This window comes from Paenarthrobacter sp. 10L420 (assembly GCF_056395385.1).
On the sequence record NZ_JBFTJK010000040.1, the window covers coordinates 1 to 13,460 of the forward strand.

Here is a 13,460-nt window from a genome sequence, read left to right on the forward strand (position 1 = left end):
GCGCCAACCGAAGGCTCTCCTCCCAACTGCCCAGGACCTTGCCCTCCACATTGGCAAGCGTCACACTCCCACGCATATTGGTAGCGAACGTCGCCAACTTCAACCGATTCTCATCATTCAAAACCGGTGTTGACCACTTGTCCACACGAACATCCACCGCCTCCGAAGGCACGCTCAACATCTCTTCCGTCCTCGCTGACAAGACTCCACCTCGACTTAACTCATCGTGCGCAGCGCCCGAAACAACCCAGACAGCCACACAGCCCAATATTTATGAATACGATACCATAGCAGCATTGAATACGATACGTGAACGAGGGGCCTCATAGAAGGCCTGTGCGTAGCTGCAGTCGTTGCCTAGTAGGAAATCTCCGGGATGGCTTTCAATGGATTCGATTCCAACTTGTTTGCATCCGATTTCATAGTTGACTTTCCGAGTCCGCTCCAACCGTTCACCAAAGAGCCTGTTACCAGCACGATTGCTGACTATTTCAAAGAATCTGCTCTTAAGGTCAAGTGGCACCTCGTCGGCCGTGACGCTATTTACTCCGAGCACGTGGGCCTCCCGGCCGACCATGTAATGCTGCACCACGTCTTGGACCCGTAAATCGTACTGACCTCGGATGCCACCGCCACGGCGAGGTTCCGGTTCGAGAGCCACCACTGTTCCCGGCCGGGCCACCGGTGAAATATATGCACAATTTTGGCGCGTACCACGAGACGTACATCCGCCGGGAAGACGGTGATTGGTATATCACGACCTTCAGCTGGATACCCGCCGATAAGCCGGATGTGAAGGTGAGCCCGATGCCGAAGATGGGCGTTGGTTCACCCTGGAACCGCTTCGAACTGACCGACGTAGGGATAGCAGCGGAGTATGTCCGCGACCTGAGCGAACTCGTGAAGGCCGCCAACTCATCGACGTCACCGGCACAAGCAAAGTATCAACGCACCCCATCTCAGCAATGGTTCTAGGAATTGCTGAAGGAGTATGGGAAAAGACAGACGCATTCTTGCGTGAGCGCATGGTCCGAAACGAGCCACTTGCGTGGTGCCGGCTCTTCAGCACAAGCTCGTGCGCATGAAACAGAACATCGAAGCAGGACGAACGATGCTTTACGACGCAACACAACTCGTCGACGCCGGCCAAGGCGACGCCGTCGTGGACCACCGTCTGAAGCCCTTCCTAACCGAAATGGCCGTCGACATCGCGACTACATGTATGACTCTGCATGGCGGACGCGGCTACCAGCGCTCAGAAGGCATTGAGATCTATCCGCGTAACGCAGCCGGGCTCCTGATCGGGGAATGTACCCCAGACATGCACTACTCAACGGTCGCGAACCTCCTTCAGATTCCAAGCGCACTGCCCGGGTCACCGTAAGCCAGACCTCACTGCTTAGCAGTGGGAGTAACTCATCCGGGCTGTACAAAATCCAGGGAGAAGGACTGTTAGCGTCTACCCCGCTCGCGATGAGCCTCGCCGATCAGCTGTTTGCCATCGAGCAGATCAAGCCAGTCCAGAACAAGTACGCTTCCGGTGCAGACCAGAAGAAATGGGATGACCTTGCTTCGGTATTCGCACCCATCCGGCGTCCACGTCTCTTCGGCCAGGTACCGATCACACGCCTGCTGAGCGTGTTCACCGCCGATTCGTCTTTGGCCTTCCGGTGAGTGGCGATCAGCGCATTATTTGGCAAGTCGATTCTGGGACACCTCCCATGGCAAAAACGCCCCCACATGCGCGGCGAGCCACACATCCAGGCCCATGTCCCTAAACCGGCAGAACTCGCATGGCCTCACGACCGCCGCGAAATCGGTCATATGGTTTTCGGTCCAAACCTTGGTCCGGCCGTCCGGGAAGAGGCCCGCCAGCTCGCCATCCGACATCGCATCAAGGCGTAGCGGCGTAACGCGGCGCCCTTGATGGCCTTCTGCGCCGTTGACACGTCCTGGTGGGAGCAGCCAACCGCCTCAACGATCTGCCGTATGTCAGCGGTGGTCGAAAAGTGAGCCATTTCGCGGGCGGCGGTATTCAGCGGTCGTTGCACCGGTTCAAGGTTGTAGCGCGGGTGAAGACATCCTAGCCAGGTGCTCCATGGGACTCTCCAACCCAAGACTTCGCGTGGCCGATGGTTGAGTGCAGCGGCGACCCTGATGAGGCGTTCGGGGCTGTGGACGCCCAGATCTGCTCCTTTCGGGAACTACTGGGGAGTAGGCCATTCTGGTCTCGTTCGAGCCGTGCAGCGGAGGGCTCGGTGCGTCAAAGAAGTACACCGGGATAAGTGACTGAGGGCTACTGAGGTGCCATGCGGAGCGCTCCGTCCATACGCACCGTTTCGCCGTTGATGTAGTCGTGCTCGGCGAGCATCATGACGAGTTGCGCAAACTCGTCGGGTCGCGCGAGCCGCTGGGGGAAGGGAACTCCGGCGGCGAGCCGCGCCCTGTAGTCGTCAGCCACGGTAGCCAGCATCGGAGTGTCTACTATGCCGGGGGCAATCGTGTTCACCCGGATTCCGGACCGTGCAAGGTCTCGAGCGGCCACGATTGTCATCGCGGCGACTCCACCCTTCGATGCTGAGTATGCGATCTGTCCAATTTGGCCTTCGAACGCCGCAACGGACGCGGTGTTGACGATGAGGCCGCGCTGGCCGTTTTCATCCGCAGATTTTTCGCACATTTTCTCGGCAGCGAGGCGCATCACATTGAATGTGCCAACGAGGTTAATGTCGATTGTTCGCTGAAACGTCGCTAGATCGTGGGTGCCTTTAGATGACAGGATCCGACGAGCCGGTCCGATCCCCGCGCAATTGACAGCAAGGCGAAGAACGCCATTTCCGACAGTATCGAGCGCCGCCCTCACCTCATCCTCGTTCGTAACGTCCGCGGCTACGTATGTCAGTCGATCCTTGCTAGGAGCCTGTTCGATAGCGGAAGGCAAATCAATGCCTACCACAGTGGCGCCTCTTGCGAGGAGAGCATTCACAGTTGCCGCGCCCAGTCCGGATGCAGCTCCCGTCACAAGCACCGTTGCGTCTTTTAGTTCCACGATTCTCCTTCGACTTAAATCATCAATCACATGTGTTGGGCATCTGCGACAGACTCCCGGTGCTCAGTTCACGTCAAGCTACGGGAGGTGTTCGATTCCTGTTCGCGGAATAGCGCAATCATCTCGGCCGCGCCGGCGCGGAAATCGGTCTGCGGTATCACGCCCAGATCGCGTTGTGCCGCACTGCCGTCGATGAGCGCCGTTTCCCAATCTCCGGAAGTGGATTCGTGGGAAATATGCGCACCAGGAACCAACTCTTGAAGTGTGTGAATCACATCACCCCAGGTGATCGTCTCCACTACCGGGGCGTTGTAGAGCGACAGCGGTGTGGAGGGGCCGACCATGGCCGCCACAAAGGCGCGGGCCATGTCAGCGTTGTAGATCAGCTGGATCCGACTCGACAAATTCTTGGTCTGGTTCAATACGGCGGGACGGCCCAGTGCCACATCACGGATCATTGAGTTGAATCCCCCCATGCCGCCCGTGTAGCGGCCCATCCCGTATGCGAGAACAGGTCGGATACCTACGACATCCAGGCCGAAGAGATCCCGATAGGCGTCAGCGGTTATTTCAACAGTCCTCTTGCTGGCGGCGTACAGATGCATTGGTGACGTGGGTGAGTCCTCCGTTGCCAGCGAGTCTCCATACATCCCCTGCGGCCCCAAGACGGAGACCGTACTGGCATAACAAACACGCTCCATGTCCAGGGCTACAGCTGTATCTAGAACATTTCCAGAACCAACAATATTCACGTGGATTGTTCGCATCGGATTCGCATTGGACTCAACCGCCAGGTATGCCGCCAGATGAAGCACTCGAGTGACATTCTCGCGTCGAGCGAGTTTCATCAAGAAGGAGAGATCAGTAATGTCACCCTCCACTACCACAACGTCGTCAATGACATCCGCGATATTGGCTATGTTGACTTTGAAGTCCAGCGCGACCACCCGATGGCCTAGTCCTACAAGCTGTCGCACGACTTCCGCACCGATCTGCCCAGTGCCACCCGTGACGAGAATACTGTCCGTCAACTAAAGACTCCCTTGTTGTATGCAGGAACTGCCGCTCGGCAGTACCCCGTCAATTCGGTGCTTCGTTCAACCTCTTAGTCCCGTCCAGCCAAGACCGGTTTGCCGCGCGTATGAACCGTCGCCTCGCCTGGGTCCACTCGATATGTGCTTGATACTGCGATGGACTGTGTGTCATTCGCTCAATTTCGTAAAGAGCCGTTCACCATTGAGAGTTCTTATCGAGGCGATTAGTAGCCTGACTCAGGCGCCGCACCATTGAGCGTCTGTGGGATGACCAACACGCTACCCTGTCTTGAATACGATGTCAATCACTCAGAAACCTGCACCCGTGGGTTTCTTAGACGGCGAACACTGAAGGCAACCGGGACTTTGAATACGATGTCAGTCAAAGCGCTAGTCGTTAGATGGTCTCGCATAATCAGGGCTGATCGAACACGAAAGTGTAGGTCGCATCCTGATTTGGCCAACCGTGACAAACGACGTCGTGATGTCGTGCGTGAGGTGGCCGGGGAAGTCGGGCACGAATCAGCCACAAACTTGACAGGTGCGAACATTGCGCGGAGTCGGAGGACCGGCTTTTCGATGGGCACGCAGATCGAAAAGCCGGTGATCAGTCTGAGGGACGTCAGTAGTTCATTTTGCATGTCCAGCTTGTATTTGGCCCCGGTGCGGCAAGATAGCAGCAGGAGCTGCCCTGGTCCCCTTGCCGGAGGTGCGGCACCGAGGCTGTTGTTTACTCCGGCGCAGAAGCTTGATCATTTGGACGCGTACGAGGCTGCCTGCGAACGCGATCAGGGAGGGACCTACCTGCGGGAGCAGGGCCTGTAATCATCTCTGATCCCAGAGTGGCCCCGACTGCGCGAGCAGGGGTCCTCAAGGGCAAGAAGCCCACCGAGAAAGTGCAAGCTTACCGCGCAGCAAGCCAAAATCGCCCGTACAACACGCCGGCGTGGGTGAGCGAACGCAAGCTGCCCCGGACTGAACCGCGTTGACAATCATGGAAAAAAGTACGGCAGCTCTTGGAAGACATCTCCGAGGAGGAGGAGCAGCAGCCCTGGTTCAACAAGCGCTAGTAGGTACCCGCGTAACCCGACATTTGCCGGTATCGCTACCCGTGCAGCCCAGGCCTGACTGGAGTCGCGCGCCACGGTGCCACCCGCCGTCAATCTGCCCCGGCTCCCGCACTCGCAAATACTTCGATCGCTACACGATCGATATCCCCTCCCGTATATCGTCGGCATCCACGGCCTGCCGCAGATGGTCCATGCCGAACACAGGACGTCGACGACGTCCGAGACCGTCGCTGCGTTGCTGGCCGACATGGAAGTCACTCTCTCGCACTCAAGTCCGCGAGCCAGCATTGATAGCCCGTACGGGGGCGTAGTTCAAGACCCTCAGATACGCCCGGCCTTCCCGGAGCGGTTCTGCTCCCTCCGCGACGCCCGGGAATTCATAGCCGGCTTTGTGGACTGGTGAAGGGCCTGCGCACCGCCGCAGATGGCACTACGGCATCGCTTTCGGCAAGGCCGTAGAAAGGACGGAAAATATGACGCCCGCGCGGCGAAGGACCAGGACGCTAGCCAAAACGACGGTCCCAAACTCCTCGCCCGATGCCGGTGGACCAACCGGCCCTCCGAAAACCAGAAGCGGAACAAGCAGCCTAACGCCCACCGAACGCAAATCCGTGACAAATATCGCCCCGGAGAGCAAGCCAGCAAGCCCTTTCTCGCGACGATTCTTGAATACGTACGCCATTAGACACCGAGGAACACTGTGTTGGGCAGGTTTCGACGCTAGTATCTGTGTTGTGACCATTACAAGTGAAAAAGCCATATTAACGAGCAGAGACATCGCGCGGCTGAGCGGCGTGTCGCAAAGTACAGTGTCGCGCGTCCTGAGCGGGCACCCGAATGTCTCGGCGAAGACCCGTGCCGCGGTCACGGAGGTCCTTAATCAAACTGGGTTTGTGCCTAACGCCTCTGCTCGAGCAATGCGTACCCAACGCTCAAGGTCGATCGGGGTCGTCGTGGCTACGCCGGTCAACTTGTACTCCCTGGAAGTGATGGGGCAGGTGCACGAACACGTGTCCAGTCACGGACTCCGTTTGAGTGTATGGCTCGCCAATGCTGACGGTAGCGCCCCGGATGCCTTGCAGGCGCTGCGCGAGCGGTCCGTCGACGGCCTGATCTACACCACAGCAGTCGATAACATGCCGGAGCTTGAGGCCGATATAGATGCCGGTGCACCGATCGTGCTCATGGGGCGCACGATCCGCGGCGTGGCAACGGACACGGTGGCCGGAGCGAACGTCCAAGGCGGCGGCCGGGTAGCTGACTACCTGATCCAGAATGGTCGTCGTAATATCGCGTGGGTAGGGGGTCGAGCGTTCAGCCCAGGGCGTGAAATCGAGCAAGGTTTCCGGAAGCGTCTAGCGAGCCTCGGCTCCCCCATAGACGAAAGTCGCGTCTTCTACGGAGACCTTTTCTACGCTTCCGGCGAGGATGCAGTCGAGCACCTTTGGAATAGCAAGCGCAAACCCGACGCGATCTTCTGCGTCAATGATCTCGTCGCCTACGGCGTACTCGACGCCGCTCGCAAGGCTGGCATACGTGTTCCGGAGGACCTCTGGGTGATCGGGTACAACGACATCCCGATCTCGGGCTGGGCTGCGTACGACCTAACCACGGTATATCAGCCGATTACAGACATGGCGCGGATAAGCGTAGAGCTACTCCTGCAGCGGATTGAGGGAACACAAGGGCCTTCTCCACAGCGGCGACGGCTCGAGGGGAAGCTCATCGTTCGAGGCTCCACCGCCCACGTGCCAGCCGAGTCGCAGTAGATGTGAGGCGTGCGCGAGCAGCAGCCCTCGTCGACTGACCTACCGGAAGTCAGAGCGCTGTGGTGCACCGGTCGGGTCAATTACTCGTGTCAATGCACAGCGGCGATACTCTCATGCAGTCTTGGCTAATGCGAACGTTCGCTAAATCGCTTGGAGCAGGCTCGGGAATGCGTGCGCGCCCAGACTGCTCAAGGCTGCCGTGACACGGTCCAAACCGGCGAACGTCGTCTGGGCCGAGACGCGTCGCGTGGATCAACTCTGTGGAGCATCGACGCCAGGGCAAGCGACTGCTCATGGCTTTGACACCCGCAGGGGGTGTCGTTCAAGCGGGTTTGTCGTTCAAGATCACGGGGTTCACCTCGACCAACAGGTCTCGTCGAACGATCCGGTCATACGGGTTGGCAGCCGCTAGAGGGTTGGAGATTTGCCGCTTGCGCAGACGGCATCGAAGCCTGTTTCTTCGACGAGCGACATGGCTGTTCCCGTTCGTCTTCGTAGACTACGGCAACGGGGATTGCAACGCGATCGGAATGACCCCCTGGAGTCGCCTTGGAGGCAAACGAGCCAGACGAGATGGCGTTCCCAGCCTTCGTTATCGGCTGGCTGAACTGGGTGCTGACCTAATCGCTCTCTCCACCTATCCGTCGTCCAGTGCCGCGATGTTGCCGTCGCCGCGATGTTGCCGTCGCGATGCGGGTAGTAGTTTGAAATGTCGATGATCACGGCACGTTCGGGAGCATGCTGGACGAGGATCTTGATGTCCAGTATGCGACCAAACGGCACCGATGTGATGCAGCACAAGCTGCTGCATCCGCAGAGCATGGAAGCCGAGTCGAGGTGAGGGGCCAACCATCTATTAGGGCGGACCCCTTACACATCGACGAAACCCCTCTGCCTGTACCGATACGAGACACTGGGTTCTCTTCCATTGGACGTCCACTGCGCTGCCTGCGTGGCGAATGCCGGGCGCGTCCCGGTTCCAAAATTTCTAGCCGAAGCCGCACGGCGCGGGCCAGGAAACCGCACATGTGTCCTCAGCGGACAAGTAGTCCGGCACAAGAAACAACGGGACGGTTCGGGTCAAATAAGCTTCGCTCGCTGCTCTATTGCGTCCGAGGAAGGTCCGAGGGCCGAACAACATTGAGTGCGAATGTTGTGAAGGCGTCTTCGACCTCTGAGCGTTCCAATCGACCTCCGTCACGGAACCACCGAGCGATTGAGAACAACGAATCGCAAATGAACTGCTGCGCCATTCTTGCGTCGGCTTCATAGAACACGCCGCTGCTCGTGCCGCGCTGAATTACCGCTGTCCAGCGGTTGCGGAAGTCCTCTTCCAGTCCCTTCAGCCGCTTCGACGCCCCGAGAGTGAGACTTGCTCGTTCGCTCTGAAACATGATTGCTGCCGCTGCATAATCACGCAGACTGTCAAGGGATGCCCTTATGAGCGATTGCAGTTGCTGGTCTGCAGAACTGGAATCCTCAATCCGCTCGTCGAAGCGTTTCAGCAGAACCTCGAGAAACCCGACCAACAACCGCTCTATGACCTGCTCACGAGTCTCGGCCCAGGCACGTGCCTCGAATGCGTTCAGGCCCAGCAATTCGGCCACCTCTTCGGCGAGTTTCGCCGAAGAGTCATCCGCTGCGGTTGCACCCGCACCATTCCCTGGCGACGGGTCCGGCAGATGCACCTGCCCAAAGCGACCACGCAGGAACGTCATTGGCAACTCGTCGGACTCAACGTTGAGGTCAATTACTCTGCCGACCACGATCTCGTGATCGCCCGAGTCGAAGACCTGCTCGATCTTGCAGTCGACCCATGCGGTGACGCCGCTCAAAATGGGGGATCCGGTCGGGGCCGGCCTCCAGTCAGCACCCTCGAACTTCTTCCCATCGCGGGCGGAGAACTGACGACTCAGTTCTCCTTGGCTGGCACCTAACACGTTCACGCAGAAATAGCCTGATGATTGGATCTTTGGCCAGCTGGTTGATGACTTGGCGGGCATGAACGACACCAAGGGCGGGTCGAGGCTCAGAGAGTTAAAGGTGCCCACAACCATGCCCACAGGCCCACTACCGGCCACGTCGGCGGTAACGATGGATACCCCGGTTGGATAGTGACCGAGGACGTTCCTAAAGAGATCTCCGGCGATTGCCGGCGCTTCGTTTCCCATGAGATACCTTTCGTCGTGAAGCGATTCGAATAACGCTTCGGAGGACTAACTAGTTGGCGATAACTGGCTAGATACTTGCGCCCTCACGAACGCACCGATCTCGTCCAGTGCCTGCTGCCCTTGGGGCAGGAACGATGAGAACAGAGGCCAGACGTGCACCATGTCGGCGTACTCTTTGTAGTCGACATGCACGCCTTCGCGGCGGAGCTTGGCGGTCAGGTTGCGCGAGTCGTCCCGAAGGACTTCCGCGCTTCCCACGAGCAATAGCGTAGGCGGCAGCCAACCAAGGTCCGCCAGCATGGGAAACGCTGCCGGAGCCTCCTCAGGTCCTCTACCGTCAAGGTAGAGTCCCGCGTTTCGACGGGTACCCGTTTGCGCGCAGATCGGATCGATGCTCGCAAGCTCTTCGTAGCTGGCATTCGTGACCGTTAAATCGACGAGTGACGACACCAGCACGACGCACGAGGGAACGGGCGTCCCCACGCGATGTAGTTCTACGAGTGAACTGAGCGCCAGTCCCCCACCCGCGGAGTCTCCTATCACGAAGCATGACTGCGGCCCGACCTCATCGATGGCGGCTGCAAGCACTCGGCGCGCATCCTCGACGGCTGCTGGGAAAGGGTGCTCCGGAGCGAGGCGGTACTCGACCACGAAGACCCGCGCGTCCGTCGCCCGGGACACCTCCGCGGCAAACGCACAGTACCCCTTCGCCGAACCCATGACGTACCCGCCTCCGTGCAGCATGACACCAGTCCGACGCTCTGAAGCGCCTGCCGCTTGAACCCAGTACCCGTCTACGCCGCCATAGGTCGCTGCGGTAATGGAGGCTTCATGTCGGATGGGTAGCTGAGCGAGGACCGATTCAAATCCCTCGCGCTGTTGTTCCAAGCTCCCCCCACGCTCAGCAGGAAACCCCTCGCGGAACATCGCCACTACCCGATCGACCAGAACGGCGGTGTCGACTTCGGCAGGTTCTGCAACTTCCTGCGCGTGTTCTGGAGCATTCGAATACCAGTACACCGGCTCGGCGATGACCACGGGCTGCTCGAGATCGTCAAGTGTTACGACAATCCTCAGCGTCACGCGTGTGCCGTCGCCCTTGTTGGTCGCGTCGAGCATCGAAGCGTGAAGGCGTAGCCGCGAATTGACCGGGATCGGCCGCGTGATTCGCACGCGTTCACTGCCGTAGATCAGCGCAAGGGTGACGTCCTCCACCTTGAAGATTCGGTCAATCAGGCGCGGGATCATTGACAAGACCAGGTCGGCGTGCACGAGCGTTCCGCCGAACTTGCTATTTTTCGCTCGGACGGGATCGGTGTGTATCCAGTCGTCGCTGCCGGTCAAGGCAGCAAATTCATCAATCATTGCCTGCGTTATGACGGGTCCATCGGCGCTTCCGAGGTCATTGCCGACCTGCGATGCGAACTCGTCAATGCTGGCGAACACTCGAGGGCTCATACACTCTCCTTGCTCGGTGCGTAAATGACTTTTTGTTCCTGGAGCGCCTGAGCTTCTTCAGGAGCAAACCCGATTTCGTCCAGAAGTTCCAGCGTGTCTTCCCCGAGCCGCGGCGGGCGGTATGAGGCGACCCGATCCCACGTGCTGGAGCGGTACGGTGTAGACGGCAACCAATGCGGCTCGGTCATGTCGTTATCAACCCAGGCGAAATCTCCATAACCGCGCAGTTCAGCGTCACGAACGATTTCCAGATGGGAGCGCACAGGCCCAGCAATGATGCCCGCTTCACCGAGCAGCTTCGCCCACTCCGCCCGCCCCTTCTGGGCAAAGATCGGCGCGAGAACCCCCTTGAGTTCTTTCTTATTGGCGATTCGATCGGCATTGGTGACGAAGCGGGGGTCGTCATGGATCTCGGGAATCTCCAGGAGATCACACAGCTTCCTCCACTGATCCGGATAGTAAGCGACTACCTGCAAATATCCGTCTGCGACGCGGAACATATCCGTCGGAGCACCCAGAGCACCAGCTGTGTTGCCCCCACGTTCAACCTCTTCGCCAAAGCGGGAGGCGATGGCGAACGCAGAGCTCTGCACATAGGTCGACACCTCGAAGAGTGATACACGTAGGTGAGCACCCACGCCGGTAGACGTGCGCTGGAGTAGAGCAGCGAGGATAGCTTGGCCGATTGCAAGTCCGGTGGCTGCATCGACGACCTGGATGCCGACCTTATATGGCTCGCCTTCCTCAGGTCCCGTAATCGCCATCAACCCGGACTGTGCCTGCAATACCGCGTCAGTGCCTGGCAAGTTCCTTCCAGCACCGTCCGGGTTATACCCGGATAACGACGTGTATACAATGCGGGGGTTCAATGCCTTTACTGCCTCGTAGCCGAAGCCGAGCCGATCCATCACCCCGGGTCGGAAGTTCTGCAGGAGAACGTCACTCGTCGCGATAAGCCTTTTGACGATCTCGCGACCCTCGGGGGTTCTGATATCTACCGCAAGCGCCCGCTTGCCGCGGTTATACGCGGCGAAGATAGCGGGAATCCCCACTTCAGGTCCCACATTGCGCCCCAGTTCACCCTCTGGCCGTTCGATCTTAATCACCTCGGCCCCGAGGTCTGCGAGCATCACACCCGCCGAGGGACCCGCGATTAGCTGCGTGAAGTCCAGCACGCGGTGTCCAGCGAGCGGACCATTAATCATTTCGTTAGGCATTTCTCTGGAGTACCCTTTCATCGACCTTGAAAAGACGGCATGTCGTTCTTCTGGATGAACGCGTTACGCGCGATCTCGTGATCCTTAGTTGACCAGGCGTCACGCTGGCTCTCTGCCTCAAGCTGTAGCGCCTCATAGATGTCGGACGACAGACTATCGTCGAGCATGCGCTTGGTGAGACCGAGCGCAACAGTCGGACCAGCGGCAAGTTGTGTGGCAAGTTCCATTGCACGTCCGAGGACGGCATCCGGTGCGCAGAGCTCTGTGACGAGTCCCCACTGGCTGGCTTCCTCGGCCGTCAATCGTCCCTTGATGAATGCAAGTTCCTTGGCCCTCGCTGCGCCCACCAGGCGCGGCAGCGTGTAGGACACGGCGAAATCCGGTACAAGCCCAATACGGCTGAATGCCAAGACGAAATCCGCCTGCCTCGACACCACGCGAAAATCGCAAGCAAGAGCTAGGCCGACCCCAGCTCCGGCTGCCACGGCGTTGACCGCTGCAATCGTCGGCTTAGCCAGCCGCAGCAAAGGCAGAACGATGGTTTCGTGCAGTTGGCGCATCGCCTTGTTCGCCGCGTCGGGAGACTGCAGTTCATGCATGCCCTTGACATCGCCTCCGGCACAAAACGCCTTACCGGTTCCCGTGATGACTACGCAGCGAACCTCGGGCTTGGAAGCCTCGATGAGGGCCTCGCTGAGTGCGAGCTTCATCTCAGTCGTCAGAGCATTGCGGTTGCCGTCCCGCACCATCTCGATCAGAAGCACAGAATTCTGTAGCGATAGTCGAACCTGCTCGTCCGTCCGGACTGCTGTGTCGCTTCTCGACATATGGTGTTCCTCTCCATTGAAGGCTGTTGTGGCTGCACCGGGATAGGTGCAGTTCCGCCGGGCGGTCCGACCGTCGCCGCGGGTGGCGGGGGGTCGGTGTGGTGCGGGTTAGCGGCGGAGGCCGGCTTGGACCATGAGGGGCAGGATGTCGTCTTCCATCTGCTGGAGCCCCTCGTCATAGTCGACCCAGGAGATGGCCACTCCGTCGAGTCCGGCGTTGGTCAGCTCCAGCAGGGATGCGACGACCTGCTCAGGGGTACCAACAATCGTCATTGCGCCACGGCCGGCAGCGAGCCGCTCGATGGTCTTGGCGTGCTCTTCCGGATCAACGTCGAAACTGTCCGAGTTGGCGGAAACCCCCGCAAGCAACCTCTCGATCGCGGCAACATCCGCGTTGTCGCGGTGCACCCAGCGGAAGTACTGCTGAGCTTCCTGCTCGGTCGGCCGACACACGATGTGCACCCGCCCGAAAACACGCACCTCACGACCATGCGAGACCCGCGCCTGCTGCTTGATCTCGGCAATCTGACGCTGCGCGGTCGCCATGTCCTGCAAGGACGCGAAAATGAGGTCACTGTGCGTGGCGGCGAACTCGCGGCCGGGACCGGACGTGCCCGCATTCATAATCACCGGATATGGGTCCTGCAACGGGTGCGGGTCCGAGAACGCATCAACAGCCTTGACGTACTCCCCCTCAAAATCGAACCCAGCGTCCTCGGTCCACAACCGCTTCAACAGCGTCGTCCACTCATCAGCGTAGGCGTACCGGGCCTGGTGCTCCCGCTGGGTGAGGCCGAACATGGCGAACTCCTCCGGGAACCACCCCGCCACGACATTGATCCCGAACCGGCCCCCCGACACATGA

General features: G+C 59.3%; 13 protein-coding genes and 1 pseudogene. 6 read left to right on the top strand and 8 right to left on the bottom strand.

Translation table 11 applies throughout. The features are described from left to right. Positions 1-202: hypothetical protein (locus AC1DD5_RS25185; RefSeq protein WP_477523059.1), on the bottom strand; the 202-nt coding region annotated here is incomplete at its 3' end. Between the two features lie 491 nt (positions 203-693). On the opposite strand from AC1DD5_RS25185, the gene AC1DD5_RS25190 reads away from it, so the two are divergent. The 3 genes from AC1DD5_RS25190 to AC1DD5_RS25200 all read left to right on the top strand — a co-directional run bounded on the left by AC1DD5_RS25190 (position 694) and on the right by AC1DD5_RS25200 (position 1,674). Continuing rightward, positions 694-975, top strand: a complete 282-nt coding sequence (locus AC1DD5_RS25190) for a hypothetical protein (RefSeq protein WP_477523060.1) — start codon at positions 694-696, stop codon at positions 973-975. Between the two features lie 76 nt (positions 976-1,051). Beyond that, positions 1,052-1,384, top strand: coding sequence for an acyl-CoA dehydrogenase family protein (locus AC1DD5_RS25195; RefSeq protein WP_477523061.1), 333 nt, complete (start codon positions 1,052-1,054; stop codon positions 1,382-1,384). Between the two features lie 89 nt (positions 1,385-1,473). Continuing rightward, entirely contained in the window at positions 1,474-1,674 is a 201-nt protein-coding gene (locus AC1DD5_RS25200) for a hypothetical protein (RefSeq protein WP_477523062.1), read from the top strand. 622 nt (positions 1,675-2,296) lie between these two features. Here AC1DD5_RS25200 and AC1DD5_RS25205 read toward each other — a convergent pair. Together AC1DD5_RS25205 and AC1DD5_RS25210 are read right to left on the bottom strand one after the other, a co-directional pair. Next, the gene (locus tag AC1DD5_RS25205; protein ID WP_477523063.1) at positions 2,297-3,049 is read right to left on the bottom strand and encodes an SDR family NAD(P)-dependent oxidoreductase; all 753 of its coding nucleotides are present in this window, start codon (positions 3,047-3,049) and stop codon (positions 2,297-2,299) included. A 68-nt stretch (positions 3,050-3,117) separates the two neighbouring features. After that, entirely contained in the window at positions 3,118-4,080 is a 963-nt protein-coding gene (locus AC1DD5_RS25210; RefSeq protein WP_477523064.1) for an NAD-dependent epimerase/dehydratase family protein, read from the bottom strand. 1,149 nt (positions 4,081-5,229) lie between these two features. Between AC1DD5_RS25210 and AC1DD5_RS25215 the strand changes: the two genes are divergently transcribed. The 3 genes and pseudogenes from AC1DD5_RS25215 to AC1DD5_RS25225 all read left to right on the top strand — a co-directional run bounded on the left by AC1DD5_RS25215 (position 5,230) and on the right by AC1DD5_RS25225 (position 6,922). Next, entirely contained in the window at positions 5,230-5,556 is a 327-nt protein-coding gene (locus AC1DD5_RS25215; RefSeq protein WP_477523065.1) for a hypothetical protein, read from the top strand. A 70-nt stretch (positions 5,557-5,626) separates the two neighbouring features. Then, positions 5,627-6,043: pseudogene (locus AC1DD5_RS25220) on the top strand (LacI family DNA-binding transcriptional regulator); the annotation flags it as partial. Between the two features lie 27 nt (positions 6,044-6,070). After that, the gene (locus AC1DD5_RS25225; RefSeq protein WP_477523070.1) at positions 6,071-6,922 is read left to right on the top strand and encodes a substrate-binding domain-containing protein; all 852 of its coding nucleotides are present in this window, start codon (positions 6,071-6,073) and stop codon (positions 6,920-6,922) included. A 1,103-nt stretch (positions 6,923-8,025) separates the two neighbouring features. On the opposite strand, the gene AC1DD5_RS25230 is transcribed toward AC1DD5_RS25225, so the two are convergent. The 5 genes from AC1DD5_RS25230 to AC1DD5_RS25250 all read right to left on the bottom strand — a co-directional run. Next, a complete protein-coding gene (locus AC1DD5_RS25230; protein ID WP_477523066.1) occupies positions 8,026-9,093 on the bottom strand; it encodes a flavin reductase in 1,068 nt (355 codons plus the stop codon). A 45-nt stretch (positions 9,094-9,138) separates the two neighbouring features. After that, the gene (locus tag AC1DD5_RS25235; RefSeq protein WP_477523067.1) at positions 9,139-10,551 is read right to left on the bottom strand and encodes an alpha/beta hydrolase fold domain-containing protein; all 1,413 of its coding nucleotides are present in this window, start codon (positions 10,549-10,551) and stop codon (positions 9,139-9,141) included. Then, the gene (locus AC1DD5_RS25240) at positions 10,548-11,768 is read right to left on the bottom strand and encodes a CaiB/BaiF CoA transferase family protein (protein ID WP_477520277.1); all 1,221 of its coding nucleotides are present in this window, start codon (positions 11,766-11,768) and stop codon (positions 10,548-10,550) included. Before AC1DD5_RS25240 ends, AC1DD5_RS25235 begins: the two co-directional genes overlap by 4 nt. A gap of 17 nt (positions 11,769-11,785) precedes the next feature. Beyond that, positions 11,786-12,595: an enoyl-CoA hydratase/isomerase family protein gene (locus AC1DD5_RS25245; protein ID WP_477523068.1), complete on the bottom strand. Its 810-nt coding sequence runs from the start codon at positions 12,593-12,595 to the stop codon at positions 11,786-11,788. 108 nt (positions 12,596-12,703) lie between these two features. After that, positions 12,704-13,460 (bottom strand): LLM class flavin-dependent oxidoreductase (locus AC1DD5_RS25250; protein WP_477523069.1); only part of this gene is annotated, 757 nt, incomplete at its 5' end.